At 40.5% G+C, this 19,673-nt stretch carries 21 protein-coding genes; 2 read left to right on the top strand and 19 right to left on the bottom strand.

Going from position 1 to position 19,673, the window contains the following annotated elements:
• Positions 1-4 precede the first annotated feature (4 nt).
• Genes ccmI through ccmA form a run of 9 tightly spaced genes read right to left on the bottom strand, consistent with a single transcriptional unit; the run spans position 5 to position 7,006 of the window.
• Positions 5-1,279 (bottom strand): c-type cytochrome biogenesis protein CcmI, encoded by a 1,275-nt coding sequence (gene ccmI, locus HH219_RS08090; RefSeq protein WP_054453900.1) that lies wholly within the window; start codon positions 1,277-1,279, stop codon positions 5-7.
• Positions 1,280-1,741 (bottom strand): cytochrome c-type biogenesis protein, encoded by a 462-nt coding sequence (locus HH219_RS08085; protein WP_169327119.1) that lies wholly within the window; start codon positions 1,739-1,741, stop codon positions 1,280-1,282.
• Positions 1,738-2,310 (bottom strand): redoxin family protein, encoded by a 573-nt coding sequence (locus HH219_RS08080; protein ID WP_169327118.1) that lies wholly within the window; start codon positions 2,308-2,310, stop codon positions 1,738-1,740. The genes HH219_RS08085 and HH219_RS08080 overlap by 4 nt, the downstream gene beginning before the upstream one ends.
• A complete protein-coding gene (locus HH219_RS08075; protein ID WP_169327117.1) occupies positions 2,307-4,277 on the bottom strand; it encodes a heme lyase CcmF/NrfE family subunit in 1,971 nt (656 codons plus the stop codon). Before HH219_RS08075 ends, HH219_RS08080 begins: the two co-directional genes overlap by 4 nt.
• 1 nt (position 4,278) lies before the next feature.
• Positions 4,279-4,758: a cytochrome c maturation protein CcmE gene (ccmE, locus tag HH219_RS08070; RefSeq protein ID WP_054203282.1), complete on the bottom strand. Its 480-nt coding sequence runs from the start codon at positions 4,756-4,758 to the stop codon at positions 4,279-4,281.
• Complete coding sequence (gene ccmD / locus HH219_RS08065) at positions 4,755-4,958, bottom strand: heme exporter protein CcmD (RefSeq protein WP_054453897.1); 204 nt, start codon at positions 4,956-4,958, stop codon at positions 4,755-4,757. Before ccmD ends, ccmE begins: the two co-directional genes overlap by 4 nt.
• A 2-nt stretch (positions 4,959-4,960) precedes the next feature.
• Positions 4,961-5,698 carry a heme ABC transporter permease gene (locus HH219_RS08060; RefSeq protein ID WP_054203284.1) on the bottom strand — a complete coding sequence of 246 codons (738 nt, stop codon included), beginning with the start codon at positions 5,696-5,698 and terminating at the stop codon, positions 4,961-4,963.
• A gap of 1 nt (position 5,699) precedes the next feature.
• Complete coding sequence (gene ccmB, locus HH219_RS08055; RefSeq protein WP_054453895.1) at positions 5,700-6,386, bottom strand: heme exporter protein CcmB; 687 nt, start codon at positions 6,384-6,386, stop codon at positions 5,700-5,702.
• Positions 6,386-7,006 carry a cytochrome c biogenesis heme-transporting ATPase CcmA gene (ccmA, locus tag HH219_RS08050; protein ID WP_082355638.1) on the bottom strand — a complete coding sequence of 207 codons (621 nt, stop codon included), beginning with the start codon at positions 7,004-7,006 and terminating at the stop codon, positions 6,386-6,388. Before ccmA ends, ccmB begins: the two co-directional genes overlap by 1 nt.
• Before the next feature lie 103 nt (positions 7,007-7,109).
• Between ccmA and HH219_RS21930 the strand changes: the two genes are divergently transcribed.
• Entirely contained in the window at positions 7,110-9,950 is a 2,841-nt protein-coding gene (locus HH219_RS21930; protein WP_249118476.1) for a flagellar hook-length control protein FliK, read from the top strand.
• A 15-nt stretch (positions 9,951-9,965) separates the two neighbouring features.
• Positions 9,966-10,274: an EscU/YscU/HrcU family type III secretion system export apparatus switch protein gene (locus HH219_RS08040; protein WP_054203288.1), complete on the top strand. Its 309-nt coding sequence runs from the start codon at positions 9,966-9,968 to the stop codon at positions 10,272-10,274.
• Positions 10,275-10,801: 527 nt separating this feature from the next.
• On the opposite strand, the gene HH219_RS08035 is transcribed toward HH219_RS08040, so the two are convergent.
• The 10 genes from HH219_RS08035 to cheY form a co-directional block, all read right to left on the bottom strand.
• Complete coding sequence (locus HH219_RS08035; RefSeq protein WP_054453892.1) at positions 10,802-11,206, bottom strand: DUF2802 domain-containing protein; 405 nt, start codon at positions 11,204-11,206, stop codon at positions 10,802-10,804.
• A gap of 16 nt (positions 11,207-11,222) precedes the next feature.
• Entirely contained in the window at positions 11,223-11,720 is a 498-nt protein-coding gene (locus tag HH219_RS08030; RefSeq protein ID WP_054453890.1) for a chemotaxis protein CheW, read from the bottom strand.
• A gap of 19 nt (positions 11,721-11,739) precedes the next feature.
• Complete coding sequence (locus tag HH219_RS08025; protein ID WP_169327116.1) at positions 11,740-12,534, bottom strand: chemotaxis protein CheW; 795 nt, start codon at positions 12,532-12,534, stop codon at positions 11,740-11,742.
• Positions 12,535-12,537: 3 nt separating this feature from the next.
• A complete protein-coding gene (locus HH219_RS08020) occupies positions 12,538-13,308 on the bottom strand; it encodes a ParA family protein (RefSeq protein ID WP_054203292.1) in 771 nt (256 codons plus the stop codon).
• 1 nt (position 13,309) lies between these two features.
• Positions 13,310-14,275, bottom strand: a complete 966-nt coding sequence (locus HH219_RS08015; RefSeq protein WP_169327115.1) for a flagellar motor protein MotB — start codon at positions 14,273-14,275, stop codon at positions 13,310-13,312.
• A gap of 5 nt (positions 14,276-14,280) precedes the next feature.
• Positions 14,281-15,045 (bottom strand): flagellar motor protein, encoded by a 765-nt coding sequence (locus HH219_RS08010; RefSeq protein ID WP_054203294.1) that lies wholly within the window; start codon positions 15,043-15,045, stop codon positions 14,281-14,283.
• A complete protein-coding gene (locus HH219_RS08005) occupies positions 15,038-16,192 on the bottom strand; it encodes a chemotaxis response regulator protein-glutamate methylesterase (RefSeq protein ID WP_054203295.1) in 1,155 nt (384 codons plus the stop codon). The genes HH219_RS08010 and HH219_RS08005 overlap by 8 nt, the downstream gene beginning before the upstream one ends.
• Positions 16,193-16,258: 66 nt before the next feature.
• Positions 16,259-18,454, bottom strand: a complete 2,196-nt coding sequence (locus tag HH219_RS08000) for a chemotaxis protein CheA (RefSeq protein ID WP_169327114.1) — start codon at positions 18,452-18,454, stop codon at positions 16,259-16,261.
• Between the two features lie 14 nt (positions 18,455-18,468).
• Positions 18,469-19,233, bottom strand: a complete 765-nt coding sequence (locus HH219_RS07995; RefSeq protein ID WP_054203297.1) for a protein phosphatase CheZ — start codon at positions 19,231-19,233, stop codon at positions 18,469-18,471.
• Between the two features lie 17 nt (positions 19,234-19,250).
• Positions 19,251-19,634 (bottom strand): chemotaxis response regulator CheY, encoded by a 384-nt coding sequence (gene cheY, locus HH219_RS07990; protein ID WP_054203298.1) that lies wholly within the window; start codon positions 19,632-19,634, stop codon positions 19,251-19,253.
• Positions 19,635-19,673: the final 39 nt, after the last annotated feature.

Genomic DNA, 19,673 nt, shown 5'->3' with positions numbered 1-19,673 from the left:
ATCCTTAAGGTATTAGCTCATCTATTAATAGAGTGTATTCGCTCGTTTCACTGCGCTGTAAAATACCTGATTTTCCTTCAAGCTCACCACTTGATGGCATTACAGAAGCGTCTTTTGAAATACGTGCTGTTAATATTATTTGCTCGGTACTTGAAAGCGTTAAACCTTCAACCATTGAGTTGTTATCGCTTAATTGGACTTGAAGAGGAAAACTATATTGCGTTAACTTTACAACTGCAAGCGGCATTGCAGGGCCACTGGCTGCTTTTGCAAATACAAATAAAGTGCCTTTTTCAGGTAAGTTTGCTATCAGTTGAGGAGCAAGCTCAATCGTGACGGAAATATTACTTGTCTCTGTACTTGCAGCAAACGACTTCTCTACAGGGGTGATCTGCGTGTTCTTGGCTGCAATATTTTGATCAATCTCTGCGATTCTCTGTGCAATCATATTATAACGACTATCTTGTTCATCCATGCTGTTTAAAAGCATCTCAAATGCAGCTTTTGCTTCCAGCCAATCGTGGCGTTCATAAGCAATAAGCGCTAATAATGAAATAGCATCAAGATTTGCAGGTTCATCTTTTAATACACGTGATAGCATTTGCGCTGCTTTATTCATACTAACATCGTCGCCTTGGAGCAACATTAACTGACTATAACTGATCAATACAGCCAAGTTTTCAGGGTTTAAACGCAGTACTTTATCAAATGATTGCTGAGCCATGTCATATTCATTTAAAGACATCGCAACGCGACCTAGTAACATCCATGCAACTTCATCATCACCACTTTGCGCAAGCTTAGTGCGTAAACCCAACGCGAACGCTTGAAGCTCATTCTGCGTTAATGGTTCACCTTTTTGCATCACTGCACGCTCACCATATTCAGGTAAATTTTCCATCGCAGCCTTCCAGCTTTCTAATTGATGCTGCGAACCTGTTGCGGTATAAAATATTAAGGTTAAGACGACTAAAAATGCACTGCCCGTCAACGCAAAAATACGATTATTTCCACGACTGAAGAGTGACTTTTCTGGCGATAGCTCATTTAACAATCGACATTTCAATTCAATAATTGACTCATCGTAACTTTGTTGTTCTATGCGCTGCTCAGCCAGATCTAAACTAAGCTCACCAAGTCGTTGCTCATAAATAGCAATTAATTCAGAGTTAGCATTATAGGTTAGATTCTGTATTCGCTCTTTGGTTAAAAAAGGCAAAGCCACAAACGCGATAGCCAAAAGCGTCAGTAGCACAAACGATGCCCACATTAAAATCATTTAGTTTTGCTCCTGACGCTGGTTTTTTGCAATTAACTTAGTTAATAACACTTCATCTTGATCATTCCATGTTTGTTTGACAGCCGCTTTACGTTGGCGAAACACAATGAAACCAAAACCAAAAATAACGATTAATACTGGTAATACCCACAATACTAATGTGGCCGGCGTAACGGGTGGTTCGTAATGAACAAAGTAACCATAACGATCTATCATATAGTCAATTACTTCATCTTTTGTTTTGCCATCTTTAACGAGCAACAGTACTTTATCACGCAAATCTTTTGCAACTACAGCATCAGAGTCTGCAATGTTTTGATTTTGACATTTAGGACAACGCAGTTCTTTTGTTAACTCACCAAAGCGCTGAGCTTGCTCATCATTGGCAAAAACGTAGCGGTCTTGTTCAGCGAGAATTCCTGTGCTGAATAATAAGAAAAAACTAATTAATACATACTTCATGGCTTTAACTCCTGCATTAACGGTGCAAATTTAGCACGCCACACGCGTGGATTAATATCCCCCGTGTGATGAAGCAAAATAGTACCTTTGCTATCCACTAAAAACGTTTCTGGTGCACCCGATACACCTAAATCCAATGCCAGTGTGCGGTTTAAGTCTAGGATATTAAATTGGTATGGGTCACCTGCACGACCTAACATCGTGCTGACTTCATCACGCAGTGCGACAATATCAAACTCACCATCAAAATCACTGTCATAACTTTGTACGTAATAGAGCCCTATAATTCTGACGCCTTGTTCTCGTAATTGGGTAAGATAATCAAGTTCTGCTAAACACGTTGGGCACCATGTGCCCCACACATTTAATAAATAGACATTGCCTTTTAAATCACTTTCTTGCCAACGCTTTGAGTCTTGCATTAAATCTGGCAAATTAAATGCTGGCATTTGTTGACCCAAGCGACCCGTTTGAATCTCACGGGGATTAGCAAATAATCCCTGAAATAAAAACACGCATACCAGTGCGAATGCTAATAAAGGCAATAGCGCTAAAAATTTACGGTTCATACAACACCCTTCGGCTGTAATTGCTCGTCACTTTTTCTGCTTGTCCTGTAGCGTTTATCACCTAAAATCATAAACCCAGCCAACGAAATTAAAATACCACCTAACCACATCCATCTCACGTATGGTTTGTGATAAATGCGTAACGACCAGCCCCCATTACTGAGTTGCTCACCTAGCGCTAAATAAAGATCTCGAGTAAACCCTGCATCAATCGCCGCTTCAGTCATAAATTGCATGCCAATATCATACTGACGTTTCTCTGCGTATAATTTCGTTACGAGTGAGCCATTTTTCAATACGCTTACTACACCAGCATGACCACTGTAATTTGGCCCGCGAATACTTTTTACACCCTCAAAGCGGTAGTCATACTCATTAAGCTGAACAACGTCCAATGGCTGCATTGAAACATCTCGTTCAACTGAATAAGCTGATGTTAAAGTTACTCCAGCAATAACAAAGGCAATACCAACATGCCCCAACACCATTGCCCAGTAGCTTAAAGTCAAACGTTTTAACCCTTTAATAAAGCTGCCATGAACAAGGGTTTTATCATATAAATCTGATGCTGTTGTGAACATAATCCACATGGCTAATGTCGTTGCTAATAATGTAAGGGGTGCAACATCCTCATAACTTAAAAATAGCCAGCCTGCGGTGACCACTATGCTTACAACTGCTGCTATGAGTAATTTATTTTGTAAAAATGCCCATTTATTTTGCTTCCAACGTAATAGCGGCCCAATTCCCATTAGTATTGCAAATGGTACCAATAAAATTGCAAACATCTTATTAAAGAATGGTTCGCCAATTGAAATGCTGCCTAAGCCCATTTCTTTGTGGATCATAGGTAACAAAGTGCCTAATAAAACAATGAATGTCGCAACCACTAAAAAGATATTATTCAGCCATAATGCAACTTCTCGAGAGACTAACTTATAACGCCCTTCACTTTTTACTTGCGATACTCTAAAGGCATAGAGCGTTAAACCACCGCCTACAACAATCGCTAAAAATGCAAGAATAAATAAACCACGATCAGGGTCTGTCGCAAATGCATGGACCGAAACAATAATACCTGAACGAACAATAAACGTTCCTAATAAGCTCAAAGAGAAAGCTGAGATAGCAAGTAAAACTGTCCATGATTTGAATACGCCACGTTTTTCAGTCACTGATAGTGAGTGTAATAACGCTGTGGCAACAAGCCATGGCATTAGAGATGCATTTTCAACAGGATCCCAGAACCACCAACCGCCCCAACCTAACTCCGCGTATGCCCACCAGCTACCGACTGTTATACCCAAAGTTAAGAAGCCCCAGGCAGTCATAGTCCAAGGACGTGACCATTTTGCCCATGTATTATCGAGTTTGCCGGTCAATAACGCAGCAATAGCAAATGAGAATGAAACAGATAAGCCAACATAGCCCATATATAATAATGGGGGATGGATAATCATACCGGGATCTTGTAATAACGGATTTAAATCACGGCCTTCAACTGGATAGTAAGGTAAGAGTAGCTCAAATGGACTAGACATTAAGAGCGTATAAAGCATAAAGCCTACCCCTAAAAAGCCTAGCACGCCAAGCACGCGAGCCCTGAGTATCCAAGGTAAAGAACCTGAACGCATCGCCACGACAGCAGTCCAACCAGCTTGCATGACTAACCACAATAAAATTGCGCCTTCATGTCCGCCCCATGTAGAGGTGATTTTATAATACCAAGGTAATGAACTACTTGAATGGTATGCGACATACGCCACAGTAAAATCATCGGTTAAACTTGCATAAATTAATGCTGCAAATGAGATTAAAACAAAAACGAATTGACCAATAGCCAATGAAGGCGCTGCACGCATTAGGCGTAAATTGCCTGTATGCGCACCCCACAATGGAAAAATACACAGTAAAACACTCAGCACCATAGCGAGTGTTAAAGAAAAATAACCGATTTCAGGGATCATATTAATAGTCACTTCCTAAGTTGTACTTCGGTTTCTCGTGTTTAATTCCTTTTACTGCCTCAGCAACTTCAGCTGGCATATACTCTTCGTCATGCTTGGCAAGTACTTCAAAGGCTTCTATCACATTAGGTTCAACTAATAACCCTTGCGCCACAATCCCTTGTCCCTCGCGAAATAAATCCGGCAAAATACCTTGATAACGTATAGTCACTAAAGGCCCAGTATCAATTAGCTTAAAGCTCACTTCTAAGCTCGTTTCATCACGGACCACTGAACCTGGCACTACCATGCCACCGATACGTAATTTTTGGCCTATATACGGCAACTCTTTATTCGGTCCTTTACCTTCTATTAGTTCACTAGGGGTGTAAAATAAATTAATATTCTCTTGCAGTGCATAAAGCACTAATCCAATAACCGCACCTACACCAAATACAATTGCAGTGACTGCTAATAAACGTTTTTTACGTCTTGGGTTCATACTTGCTGCTCCTGTTTAGCCTGTTTTATACGTGCTTCACGGTCAACCTGTTGCTGAACAGACGATAAAATGCGTTTAGTGTCGTTTAACGAGCTGAGTAAAATACCTATTAAAATCAGCGCGCAGGAACCAAAAGATAACCAAACATAAAAGCCATAACCACCCATGGCTATAAAATCAGAAAAAGAATCAAACTGCATAACTAGCCCCTATTTAACAACTGACGAACCCAAGGACGGTGTTTTTCACGTTGTAAAATTTCATTTTTAAGACGCATTAAAGTCACAGTGCCGACGAATGCAGCAAACGCAACAATATTTAACATTAGTGGCCAAAACATACTTGGATCAATGGCATTAGTATTGAATTTAGTAATACTTGCTCCTTGATGTAGTGTGTTCCACCATTCAACTGAGAAATGAATGATCGGTAAATTTATAACTCCTACAATGGCAAGAATAGACGCAGCTCGACCCGCTGCTTTCTTGTCTTCAAAAGCGTGGTACAACGACAACACGCCTAGGTATAAGAATAATAAAATTAACTCTGAGGTTAAACGCGCATCCCACACCCACCAAGCACCCCACATAGGTTTACCCCATGCAGCACCAGTAATAAGTGCGATAGCTGTAACACATGCGCCCACAGGTGCAATTGCAATAACTGCAAGCTCTGCATTACGAAGTTGCCATACAAGTGCCACGATAGCGGCTATGGCCATAGAAGAATATGCTCCCATTGATAAAATTGCTGAAGGTACATGAATAAAAATAATACGATAGCTGTCTTTTTGTTGGTAATCAGCCGGCGCGTACGCCAAACCCCAAACCCAACCAACAATCATACACACAACCGTTATTACGGCAAAATAGGGCAGTAACGTATTACATAATTGATATGCACGATCTGCTTTAGCGTAGGGATGTAACCACTTCCACATATTAACTTACACTCACTTTTAATGCTGACGATATGGCAATTGGTGCGCTTAATATAGCAACGACTAACATCGCACCAAGGATGGCAAGCTGCCCACTATAATCCAGTGACATTGTACTGGTATCAATAGCAGACGTTGCAAAAATCAAAACCGGAATATACAAAGGCAGTACGAGCAAACTCATTAAAATCCCTCCCTTTTGTAATCCGACAGTTAAACCCGCGCCAATAGCGCCAATAAAACTTAATAATGGTGTGCCCAACAATAAAGTGAGCACTGTTGCGATTAACGCATTCGTGTCTAAATTCAGTAATAGCGCAAATAAAGGTGTCATTAGTACCAACGGCAGTCCTGTAATAATCCAATGAGCAACTACTTTTGCTAACACCGTAAGCGGTAGCGGGTAAGATGATGCTATTAACTGCTCAAGACTGCCATCGTGATAATCATCACGAAATAATTTATCCAACCCCAACATAGTAGATAACAGCGCAGCAACCCAAATAATACCAGGAGCTATACGTGCTAGAAGTCCTGGCTCAGGACCAATTGCTAACGGAAATAACGTAATAACAATTAAAAAGAATAATAATGGATTAACAATTTCTGCGCGTTGGCGAAAGGCTAACTGTAAATCTTTTTTACAAACAGCACTAAATAGCTGCCAATAAGAATGCTGGCGTATCATCAATGTCTGTACTCCAACGTGACAGTTTGTAAATCATTAAAGTGGGTTGTTAAATCTTGGTGGGTAGTTAGTAAAATAGCCCCCCCCTGCTCTAGGTGGGTTATAAAGCGTTGCTGTAAAAAGGCAACACCCGCTTTATCTAGCGCAGTAAATGGTTCATCTAAAACCCATAACTTTGCGCTATTTAACCATAATCTAAGTAAGGCAACACGTCGCTGTTGTCCTGCAGACAACATTCGAACGGGGACATCTTCAAGGCCAACTAAACCAATTTTGGCAAGTAACGCATAAAGGTCTTGGGTATCGTTATAGCCTTGTATCTGTAACCAAAACTGTACATTTTCCAATGCGGTCAACTGACTATTAACGCCCGTTTTATGGCCAATAAATAAAAGCTCACGCGCAAATTCGTCATAGTTCTTAATTATCGACTTACCTTGCCATAAAACATCCCCCTCATCGGGGACTGAAAAACCCGCGATAATTCGCAATAATGATGTTTTACCTGCCCCGTTAGGGCCAGCTAACTGCATAATTTGTCCCGATTTCAAACTGAAATTAAGATCCTCAAACAAACAGCGCTCTTGCTTGATGCAGGTGACGGACTTAATGTGTAACAAGATGACGATTCTCTATCCCCAAAATTAGGTGTTAGTCTACCATAATGATAGGGTAATACGAATAATCCGATGAAACCGATTAATGATAATTTGATTTAAAATAATGAATAAACCTACACAGATATCTTTAGCTAACTCACTGACTGTTAACCAGCCTGCAGTCGGTGCTACGCAGCAAACAATCATCTCAGGTGAACAAACACTCAGCGCGAGAAACATCGTGTTTGCTAAAGGCTCTGTACAGATAGATATACTTGTTGATAAACACTGGCAAACGTTACGCTTAGCAACCACTCAATCTCCTGAGCAGGCGCAAAAGATTTCCAGTGCGCAAGTACAATTAAGTGCTGATGGTAAACAACTCACCATTTTACCAACGCAACTAAATATCCCTTTAACACAACATAAGCAGCTACAAAGTTTATTAAATTTCATAAACACTGGCAGTCAGTTAGACAATAAACCTTTCCCGGTTAATGTGATTACTGCGCCAATTGCAAAATTACTTATTAGCCAATTGCACGCCAGCTTACCGCTTAATAAAGAAGTCGCTCAGTTATTACAGGCAGAGCAACCTTTACAAGCGCTCATTAATGTCCAAGATAAAAACTTTAGGTTAACCGTAATTAATCGCTTTGCCGACAACCTCCATCAGCAACCTATTAGCCAAGGAAAACTAGCAACATGGCTTGCGAGTCTTGTTCCTCTAGCACAATTAAAAACGGTAAATAAAAGCGTACAATTAACTATTCCACAACAAAAAAATGCATTTAACATTCCAGTAAAAACTGAGCATGTACATCAACTCAGCAATACGATGCAAAAAGTCACTCTTGCAGCAGTGAATGAACAACTACAGATTAAAACGCATGTACCCAGTGTTGATCTTGTTTTAAAAAATTCTCTTACTCATACATTTAATTCATTACTCAGTGCTCAGCATTTAGCAAAGACAACTGCACTTTCGCAAGCAAATACGGTTACCTCAAGCCCTTCACTTTCCAGCAATAGCCCTATTAGCTCATGGTTGCAACATAGTTTCGCTGATTTAAAAACACGTATTAAAGATGCTGTGCAATACTTTGAAAATAAGCCGTTTACTAAGCCAAGCCCCTCTTTTAACAAAGACGAAATGAGTCGACCTCCATCACCGCGTACAATCAAAAAAATGGAATTGGCAACCCTATTACCTGAGTCATTGCGCAGAATTAACTTAACAGCCCTTGCTAATAATAATCTAGACCCACTACAAGCTGATATCAGTAAAGGGTCTTCGCTACCTAAACATTTTCATTCATCGCCTCCCTTAGTGCAATTTTTCCAACAAGTTAAAGCTGCGCTGAATACGTTAACAACACCAATACAGCCAGCGGTAGCAAACACTCAACATGCTGCCACTGAATTACCACTAAATAAATTAGACTCATTAAAGACTGTAAATACCCAGATGCCAACCTCTTCAACCAGTAACCGGCAAACAGCTGAGACGGGGCTATTTTTAACGCAAACAACCTCTAACTCACAAACAAAAATGGGGCAAGCTAATACGGGCAAGGGATCGCAGATTACACCGACCGAAAAAATTCAGACTCCTGTGCTTAAGGAGCCTTCCATACCGTCTTCTATAAAGGATGACGCGACTGTTCGAATACCGAAAAGTGTGCCTATGAATGAACCTCTGATAACTAATTCAGCACAATCTCGAGATAAGAGTAAAATAAAAACACCTATTAATGAACTCGTTCAGAAACCCCTCCCCATCGACGAGAATAAAAATAAATCGACACAAACGAGTTCGCATTACGGCACAGTCAAAAACGTTGAAGTAGTAGAATCAAATAAAGTAACGCTTAAACCTGCTCATGCTCCTATACACAGCTCAATAGACTCAATGAAGCAAAGTCTTACTGCTAACATCAAAACAAAACCACAAATGCATAACCCCTCAATACCGACGCTAAAAGCACCACTAACAGTATCGCCAATAGCAAGTCAATTAAGCCTACCCATTGAGGCAAAACTACTAGCCCCTTTATTAAATATGCCGATAGAAAAAACACCTCCTTATACACTATCGCATATATCACACAGTGAAAAAAATTTACTGTCTCGTCAAATACTCTCAGCAAAAATAGAGCAGTTAGCACAACCGAAATTTAGTGATAATGTTGATCTTAACCGCCTTGTTAATCAGGCCTTTAGCCGTATGATTGATAGCCAATCACATCAACCTTTGACCATTCAACGGGAAATCCTCAGTATAATTCAACCACAAAGCCTCCCCGCAAGTGCACTACACACGAGTTTTAGCCAAGCCATTGAGCACTTAACTGTTAGTATTTTAGCCGCACCGGCTTTAAATACGATCAGCGCATTGACGTTTAACGGCCAAAATTCTGTTGATGCATTATTGCAGGTGCTTGTACCAAACTTCAAAGCGGTTAATAGCCAAAAATTACAAGAGCAGCTGCTGCAAGCAAATAGCCAAGTTTTAGCGGCCGACTTGAGTCAAATAAAAACAGCACTAAACCAAGTAACGACAACTCCAATAAATCAACAACCAGACACCAACCCACTGGTGCAATTTTTACTGCCTATGCGGCTGCCACCAGAAGCAGCACAAACAGAAATATCACTTGGCCAATATAAAAAACCCAGTAAAGATAAGTTAGAGGCCAAGAGTGTCTGGTTTGTACGTTTAAATTTTGACTATGCCACATTAGGTCAATTACAAATTACTGCGGAGTTAATGGATAAAGCATTAGACTGTAAGTTACTCGCATCTAGCCAAGAAATAACGGCTATGGCGCATCCGCATATAGAGAGTCTTCGGCACAAGCTCACAGCGCATGGTTTACAAGTGGGAGAGCTTAACCTTAGCCAAGGTGCGCCACAGCATCAGGCATTTTACCAATCCCACGCCATTATTAATATTAAAGTGTAGTTATGAGGTGTAGTTATGAATGAAGAGCCAAAACAAAAGTCGGCAATAGGCTTACTCTATGAAGCAGGCCGAGCACCTACCGTTAGCAGTAAAGGTTTTGGGGAGCTTGCAGATGAAATAATTAAAGCAGCCCAAGAAAAAGGTATTTTAATACATAAAGACGAAGCGCTGGCAAAAACACTGTCTCATTTAGAGCTTGGTGAAGAAATTCCAAAAGAGCTTTATTACGTTATTGCAGAGCTTATCGCATTTTCATATGTTTTAAGAGGTAAGTTTCCGCCAGGCTGGCAAGACTTCCACGGCAAATTAAATATAAAAGCTTAAAACCCTTTATTCATTGCTGAGTGAATTTTCTGTCGCATGCTTGCTATTTAAATATAGCAAAATCTATGTAGTGTGATTACTTCATATAAAAAGGTGATAACACGGTATAACTACCAAACACGCACTGCTTGAACATTTTACTTAAGAGATATTGGCTTCTTGTAGCTCAATTCTTACTTAGCCCACAAGCCTCATGCCGTGATTAAGATTGAAAGTTCACTCATTAAAGTATCTGCGGTCCTTAAACTTATACCCAAGCCACCTCAAGATGTAGAATTCAGCGTTTCACAGGGGCTTAATATCAAGGCGTTACTTTGCAACAATGGCAATCCCTTTTAAGAAGGAACAACGATGAGAGTAAGTCCCTGTGAAACGCCCAACGGGTTGGTTTAAAAGCGATTTATACTGCGTTATTGATTTTAACAATAGAACCACTATTACTTGCAATCAATGCCTTGCCTAAATCGCTTTTAATTCCAACGACGCTCGCATCTTGAGGTGGCTTGGGTATATATAAATAAAAGGCGCTAACTAGCGCCCTTCTGTTGATGTAACGACATGAGTAACTCAGCTTCAGCACGCGGCAATTCGCATTCTCGAATGATCTCTTCTATATCTGCACCAAGTTCAACCATTTTCACTGCGCGTGAATAAATTTTCGCATCAGGGTCATCGTATTTTTGCGCATCTTGTTGCTGTGCAAGCTCTTGATTACGCTGCTCTACAGTCACCAAGCGCTTACCGATACTAAGCATACCAGTTCGCATTTCTGCAACTTCACTTCGCAAAATATTGGTTTGCTGTAGTACATCGCTCAATTTTTTTTGATGTAGAAATTCAATCTGAGATATTTTTCTATTCATGACATATAAAACAATAAAGCACACTAATATCAAAATTAGTGCGCCACAAACTAAAGAGAGTAACAACATAGTTTATCTGTAAGCGTTAAATATCGCTTAACTCATCCCACTCTTCATCATTTAGTAATTTATTTAAATCAACTAGAATGAGTAACTCACCATCACGGTTGCTTACACCTTGAATAAATTTAGCACTTTCTTCAGTGCCTATATTTGGTGCGCTGTCTATTTCTGAACTTCGAAGGTAAACAACTTCTGCAACGCTATCAGCAAGAATACCAATAACCTGCTCTTCCGCTTCAATAATCAAAACACGTGAGTTATCAGTAGTTTCCGCTGACATCAAACCAAAGCGTGAGCGAGTATCAATAACTGTCACTACGTTACCGCGTAAGTTAATGATCCCCAACACGTAACTTGGCGCACCAGGGACTGGGGCTATTTCAGTGTAACGCAAAATTTCTTGCACCTGCATTACATTGACACCGTAGGTCTCTGATTCAAGTTTGAATGTTACCCACTGCAATACTTCATCATTGCTATCGGCATTTCTACTGCTTGATAATACTCTTTTTTCGCTCATGCTATTACTCCGAATATCGTTACTGCTCACGGCTATCTAAGCCTTGCTCCAGTAATTGATTTAAATTTTCAACATCAATTAAGGCACACATTTTTTCTTTAATAACACCGGCAAGCCAAGGGCGCTTGCCATTTTTTGTCCGCCACTTAACATCTTCACTACGCAGTGTAATATTATTAACTAACTTTTCAGCTAACAACCCCCACTGGCTATCACCTAACGTGATCAGGTATTGGTAATTTAGCTTATCTTCTAATTCTTGTGTATACTTTTCAGGCATTACCCATCGAGCAGTATCCACAACATTTAGGTTTTCCTCACGGTTTAACATGACTCCTTTAAACCATTTTGGTTTCCCAAACAATTGATTCACTTCGCTTAACTGATGTATACCACCTAGCGCTTTTAACGGTACGGCAAGCGTTAAACCCGCCACTTCAAAGAACAACGCTTGAAATTCACCATCAAAATAATCCTCTTGACGTTGAATAGGGGTTTTCGGCTGCGTTGTACTAACTTTCGGCTCAGTATTTGCTATACCTTTGATCTTAGCTTGGATCTGTGGTTTCTCAAGGACGGGGTTTAATTGTTCAGTAATTTCTTCTTCATGAGGCTTCACATCTTCAAGCGCATCCAACATTATAATTGGTTGTTGCGATGCCTTTGCTGGTAAATCTGTATTCTTTTGAGTTGAAGTAACTTGCTCAAGCAATTTAGCTACAGGCTGTAAATCAGTTGAATCTTCGTCCTCGCACAGTAAAGCCCCCAAATATTGGGTCATAACTTTTTCATTAGCAAATAACTGCTTGCTCATTAATCAACCTTGTTCAATCAAATAATCGAGTAATGCACGATAGGCGTATACACCACGAGATCGTGGACAATACTGAATGGGCACCTGTTGAGCAAGACTCGCATCACGAAATTTAGTATCTACTGGTATTACTCCAGGCCACACTTTTTCTTGATATGTTTGTTGCAGTGTTTTGTATGCTTCAAGAGAAGCATTAGTTCTCTTATCATACATTGTAGGGATAATGGTATATTGATACTGCTTTGATTGCGAGCTTTGCATTAACTCCATAGTTCGCATCATTCTATCCAGCCCTTTTAATGCTAAAAACTCCGTTTGTACCGGAACTAAAATACGCTCACTTGCAGCCAAAGCATTCACCATAAGAACACCAAGTACTGGTGGACAATCTAAAATAGCGTAATCATAATGATCACTAATTTTTGCTAAGGCTTTTTTTAATATCAACCCCATACCTGTTCTATTACCCATACTGCGATCGAGCGTCGCAATTGCCATGGTGGCCGGCAGGATATCTAAATTATCTATATTAGACGGACATAAAGCCTGTAAAATTTCTTCACTTTGCATCGAGTTACCCCGTGCAAAAATATCGTAAACACTGACTTCTAAATCTTCAGAGTCAATTCCAAAATAATAAGTTAATGATGCATGAGGATCAGTATCAATCAATAATACTCGCTTTCCCTGCAGCGCTAAAATACCAGCAAGACTGACAGCAGTGGTTGTTTTACCCACTCCGCCTTTTTGATTTGCCACCGTCCAAATTTTCACATCACACCTTATTTTTTTCGTTGCGCGTTGTAATTCGTATTCCACCATGTGGTAATTGGATCACTTTAATAGTGTTATCGTCCGATGGCAACTCAATTGATTCAAGTTCTGGCTCTTCGATTACTGGGCCACCTTCTACTTTCAGTATTTTTGGCGGTAATCCATATTTAGATAAGGCAACAACCACTTTACGATTTTCAGCGCGGCCTTGTTCTGTATCATTATCAGCAAATGGCGAATATTGACCGTAACCCTCAATTGCCATTCTGGCGGGGTTTATACCTAGGGCTTCTAACTCGACTAAAATAGAAGTTGCACGAGATACTGATAGCTCCCAATTAGAACGGTAAATTTCGTTCTGTATAGTCTCATTATCCGTATAGCCGCGCACTCTTATATAATTATCAACGGGCGCTATTATATCTTTAACGACACCGATCACCGTTTTCGCACGACTATGTGCGACAGCACTCCCGCTAGAAAATAGCATGCCTGAACTTAACTCAATAATTAACCAATCTTGATGTAATTCTAAACTTGCTTCACCATCACGAATTTCATCAATCAGTGCTGATTGCAATTTAGTTAACAAACTATCTAAGGGTTTGCCTAAATGTTTTTGTTTAATGTTACTAGTCTCACTTTGCCCATCAAGTAATTCGGGCCCAGCTTCTTGTTTTTGTATGCTTTCACCAAACAACAAGTCATTTTCTGGCGTAACGCGGTCAGTCAATAATCCTGTGCCTGTAACACCTTTACCTTCTTGACTATGTTGGCGAGCTGATTGATCAAACACCTGCTCCAATGAATCTGATAGTATTTGAAAGCTTTCATCTTTATTGATTGCTATTGCATACATAACAACAAAAAACGCAAACATAATTGTCATGTAGTCAGCATAAGATACAAGCCAACGCTCAGTGTGCTGATTGCTTGCTGCTGAAGAACGAAGACGACGGCGGATCATAAATATTACTCTTGCATCAAGTTAGGACGCTCAACGCGATATGCTTCTAGCTTTAATTCAATATTTGCTGGGCTGTCACCTTGGCTCATTGCAATGATGCCTTCAGCTAATAGTTCATGTAAAAGCATTTTTTGTTCAACTTGATATTTTAGCTTATTCGCCATAGGTAAAAATAAAAGATTTGCCAAACCGACACCGTAAATAGTTGCAATAAATGCCGTAGCGACACCTGCGCCAAGTTTTTCCGGTTCGGTAATAAATGACATTGCCTGAATCAGGCCAAGCACTGCCCCCAGAATACCTATCGTGGGACTGTAGCCCCCTAAAGCTTCATAAACTCGACTTGATTCAAGTAGACGATCTCGCTCTAGTAATAAATCGATTTCAAGCGCATCACGAAGCTTATTCTCGCTTGCACCATCAATGAGCAAACTAAGGCCTTTCGCCGCATAGGGGTCCGGGTGGGTAAGAGCTGCATCCTCAAGAGCTAAATACCCCTCCTGACGAGCTTTATGAGACCATGCTTTTACTTGCTCAATCGCACTATCTATATCGCGTTTTGGCGGGAAAAAAACCCAATGGCTAATTTTTAAGGCTTTAATGAAAGTACTTGCTGGAGATTGCAACATCACAGCACCTAATGTACCACCAAGCACTATAACTAAAGCAGGACCATTGAATAAGGCACTAACAACGCCTCCCTCTAGTACATAACCAAAAGCAATCGCGCCTAACGCGATTGCTAAACCAAAAAAAGATAATTTATCCACAACCTATCTCTCGAACGATTCGCCCTGCTACTTCATCGAGCGCAAGACTTGCAGATGATAGACCTGCATTCGCAACGGCTTGTGGCATACCATAAACAACACTTGTTTTTTCGTCTTGTGCCCAAATAGTTGCCCCTGCTTGTTTAAGCATTCTAGCACCGTCGCGGCCATCAGCTCCCATACCAGTCAACACAACTGCCAATACATCACCTTGGTAAGCTTTTGCAGTACTTGCAAAGGTTACATCTACGCTTGGCTTATAAGTGATCCTAGCACTATCGTCTTCAAATACCTTTAATGTTCGACTGCCACCACGCCCCTCAATCAGCATTTGCTGGCCTCCTGGCGCGAGGTAGGCGACACCAGGTAACAGTCTGTCACCTTGTTGTGCTTCTTTTACTTTAATTTGACACAACCCATTTAAACGAGCCGCAAAAGCAGGTGTAAACGCTGCAGGCATATGCTGTATCAGTAAAATAGGATGAGGGAAATTGGCTGGTAACTTTGTTAAAATTGCTTGCAATGCAACGGGTCCACCCGTTGATGTTCCTATCGCGACAATTTGGTATTTTTTTCCTGATGCACGTAAACTATTAGATGACGCTACAGAAGGACTGGCAGGTCTACTGCTAAAAGTACGATCAGGCTGAGGAGTTGTTAACGATCGCGCTGAAACTCCACCGACCCTTGTTGGTGTTGTAGGTGCTGTTGGTCGTGTTTGAGCTGTTGGCCTACTAATACGTGATAGGCGCCTGCGGCTAATTTCTTTTACTTTATTTTGTAATAACTTAACTGCGTCTTCATTATTACGAGCGATATCTTCAAATTTTTTCGGTAAAAAATCCAAAGCTCCAGCATCAAGCGCATCTAATGTTGCTGTTGCACCATCACGGGTTAATGAAGAAAACATTAAAATAGGTGTAGGGTTTGCAGCCATGATTTCTTTCACAGCACTAATACCATCAAGCACAGGCATTTCGATATCCATGGTGATTACATCTGGACGTAACTGACTGGTCTTTTCTACTGCTTCACGGCCATTAACCGCAAAACCAATAACTTCAATATCCTTATCTTGCTCTAGTATTTCACTCACACGGCGACGAAAAAAACTAGAATCATCAACAACTAATACTTTAACTGCCATTGGTATTCTCTTGTTAAGTTTATCAACGGGAGTAATTTAGACTCCCGTATTAAGATAAATATATGGTTATCCTGCGTAATGCTTCAATAGATTAGGAACATCTAAAATCAAGGCGATACCACCGTCTGAGGTAATTGTTGCCCCAGCCATACCAGGTGTCCCTTGCAATAAAGCATCCAATGGCTTGATTACTACTTCTTCTTGGCCTATTAAAGAATCCACCACAAAACCAACTTGCTGAGTTCCGATTTGCACAATAACCACATGGCCTTGTGCTTTTCGTAATGATCTATCAGCCCCTTTGACCAACCAATGCTCTAAATAAAACAGCGGTATCGCTTTCTTACGAACGATAATAGTCAACTGACCATCAACCACATTCGTTTTAGTTAAATCCAAATGAAATATTTCATTTACACCGGCCAAAGGTAAAGCAAATGTTTGCTCACCAACTACCACCATTAATGTGGGTAGAATCGCTAAAGTTAACGGCACTTTGATTTCAAGTATAGTGCCAACACCTAATTCCGATTGGATATTAACGGAGCCATTAAGCTGCGTGATTTTGGTTTTCACCACATCCATTCCAACACCACGCCCTGATATATCTGAAATCTCTTCTTTGGTAGAAAAGCCTGGTGCAAAAATTAAGTTATAGGCTTCAGTATCAGATAATCGACTCGCTTGATCATGATCTAACACACCTTTATTAATCGCGATCTTTTTAAGTTTCTCTGCATCCATTCCTGCGCCATCATCTTTGATGGTCAGTAAAATATGATCGCCTTCTTGAGAAGCTGAAAGTGTAACTGTACCTGTTCGAGATTTACCACTTGCTTCACGCACGTCTGGCATTTCAATACCGTGGTCAACAGAGTTACGTACTAAATGCACTAATGGGTCAGCTAAAGCTTCAACTAGATTTTTATCTAGGTCAGTTTCTTCACCAACAAGTAATAAGTTTATATCTTTTTTCAAACTACGCGCTAAATCTCTTACAACTCGTGGGAAACGACCAAACACTTTCTTAATCGGCTGCATTCGGGTTTTCATTACGGCACCTTGTAAATCAGCCGTAACGACATCGAGATTAGAGATAGCTTTACCCATAGTTTCGCTATCAGTATTTGTTGCTAAGCTTACTAAACGATTACGAACCAATACTAATTCACCGACCATATTCATTATTTGGTCAAGGCGCTTAGTATCAACACGAACTGTTGTTTCTGCTTGCGTTGGTGCTGGTTTTTTAGCTACCGCAGCTGGTTTATCAGCAACTTTTGCAGGCTGACTCACTGGTGCTGGCTTAGAAACTGGCGCAGGAGCAGGAGCAGCAGCTTTAGGTGCTGCGGGTGCTACTTTTGGAGTAGCCGCTGCAATAGGTGCTTCTTCTGTCGCTTTTGGAGCACTGCCTTTACCATGTAATTCATCAAGTAATGCTTCAAATTCATCATCACTGATTTCATCATCGGTTTGACTTACCACGGGTTTATTTACCGGTGCTATTGGGTCTTTTGGTGCTTCAGGTTTGCTGACCGGAATATCATTACTAACAGCACCAAAACTACCTACACCATGTAATTCATCCAATAAATTATCAAACTCGTCATCGGTTATATCACTACTATTAGCACTACTAGTCGTCGTACTTGATATTATCGGACTTTGTCCTTTGCCATGAAGTTCATCAAGCAAATTTTCAAATTCATCTTCCGATATATCATCAATTTGTGTATCGGCTTGCGGGCTATCTACTTGTCCATCAAATAACAAATCAAATGCAAATGGATCGTCACCTGAAGCTGAAGCTGACTCATCATTTACTTCAGCTGGCGCTTCTGTAACTTCGATGGCGCTTTCTTCATCAGCTGTGGGCGGTTGCCCCAATCTATGCATTATCGCTAATAATTCAGGATCAGCAGGGGTCGGCTTTTCTCTACTTTGAATTGTAGCGAACATCTCATTTATAGTATCTAATGCTTGTAGGATAACATCCATCAGCTCAGAATTTACTTTTCGAACACCCTGGCGTAACAAATCAAAAACATTCTCTGCACCATGACAAGCATCAACTAACTCAGTCATGCTTAAAAAACCGGCGCCGCCTTTAACCGTATGAAATCCACGGAAAATTGCATTGAGCAACTCGGTATCATCAGGGTTATTTTCAAGTTCTACTAGCTGTTCTGATAAAAGCTCAAGAATTTCTCCAGCTTCAACTAGAAAATCTTGTAAAATATCTTCATCGACTTCAAAGCTCATGCAGTCTTCTCCTCTTAGAAACCCAAGCTTGATAACAAATCATCAACTTCATCTTGTCCTGAGACAACATCATCACGTGATTCTTTATCAATTATTGGCCCTTCAGGACCTGCAAGTGTATCTTCAGCAGGCGGTGTTTCAATGGCTTGTTGTTGTACTTTAGTGTCGCCATCATCATGGGTACCAAATGCAGTAAGCAAATGGATTAAGCTATCTTCAACTTCTCTTACAAGTTCAATAACACGGCGAATTACTTGCCCAGTTAAATCTTGATAATCTTGTGCCATCAATACATTGGTCATTAGACCTTGTAATTCATCAGTCTTAGAATGCGAGTTATTCATAAACTTATCTAAGCTATGGCAGAGCGTTTTAAACTCGCCCAATTCAATTTCACGGTTCATCAAACGATCCCATGTGGGTTTGATATGTGAAATTTCATCTGCTAGTTGCTGAGCTATAGGTAAACTAGCCTCTACCGCATCCATCGTTTTATTAGCAGCACTTTCTGTCATTTCCATAACATAATTGAGCCGCTGTTTAGCATCCGGTAAGGCTTCGGTGGTTAAATCAGCTAGACGTGTATCGAGTTCAAAATTTTTCAGCGCATCATGAAGTTGGCGAGTTAACTTACCAACCTCTGCAAAAAGTTCTGACTGCTCTTTTGACGCCGCATCTAGAATTAGTTGATCAGCTTTGTCTTGTTCACCGTTTTCTAAGTAAACCACAAGCTGACGGGCTTGCTCTAAACTGATCTGAGGCGCAGCAGGTGCTGACATAAGCCTCTCCTCTTTATTTAACCTAAACGCTCAAACACTTTTTCCAATTTGGTTTTTAGTGTTGCTGCAGTAAATGGTTTAACGATGTAGCCGTTAACGCCGGCTTGTGCAGCAGCTACAATTTGTTCTTTTTTAGCTTCTGCGGTTACCATTAACACTGGAATATGCTTAAGCGTATCATCCGCTCTGATTGCTCTTAGCAAATCAATACCTTGCATTCCAGGCATATTCCAGTCTGTCACAACAAAATCAAACTCTTGATTTTGCAGCATCGGCAAAGCTGTTGAGCCATCATCAGCTTCTTGCACATTAGTAAAACCTAAATCCCTTAACAGATTTTTGATAATACGTCTCATCGTCGAAAAGTCATCAACAACAAGAATTTTCATGTTTTTATCCAAAACATCCTCCGGTGAGGTCTGAACCTATATTTACTTACT

This window comes from Pseudoalteromonas sp. NEC-BIFX-2020_015, assembly GCF_012952265.1.
GTDB classification, from domain to species: Bacteria; Pseudomonadota; Gammaproteobacteria; order Enterobacterales; family Alteromonadaceae; genus Pseudoalteromonas; species Pseudoalteromonas neustonica.
This window is presented reverse-complemented; position numbering and strand designations above follow the sequence as displayed.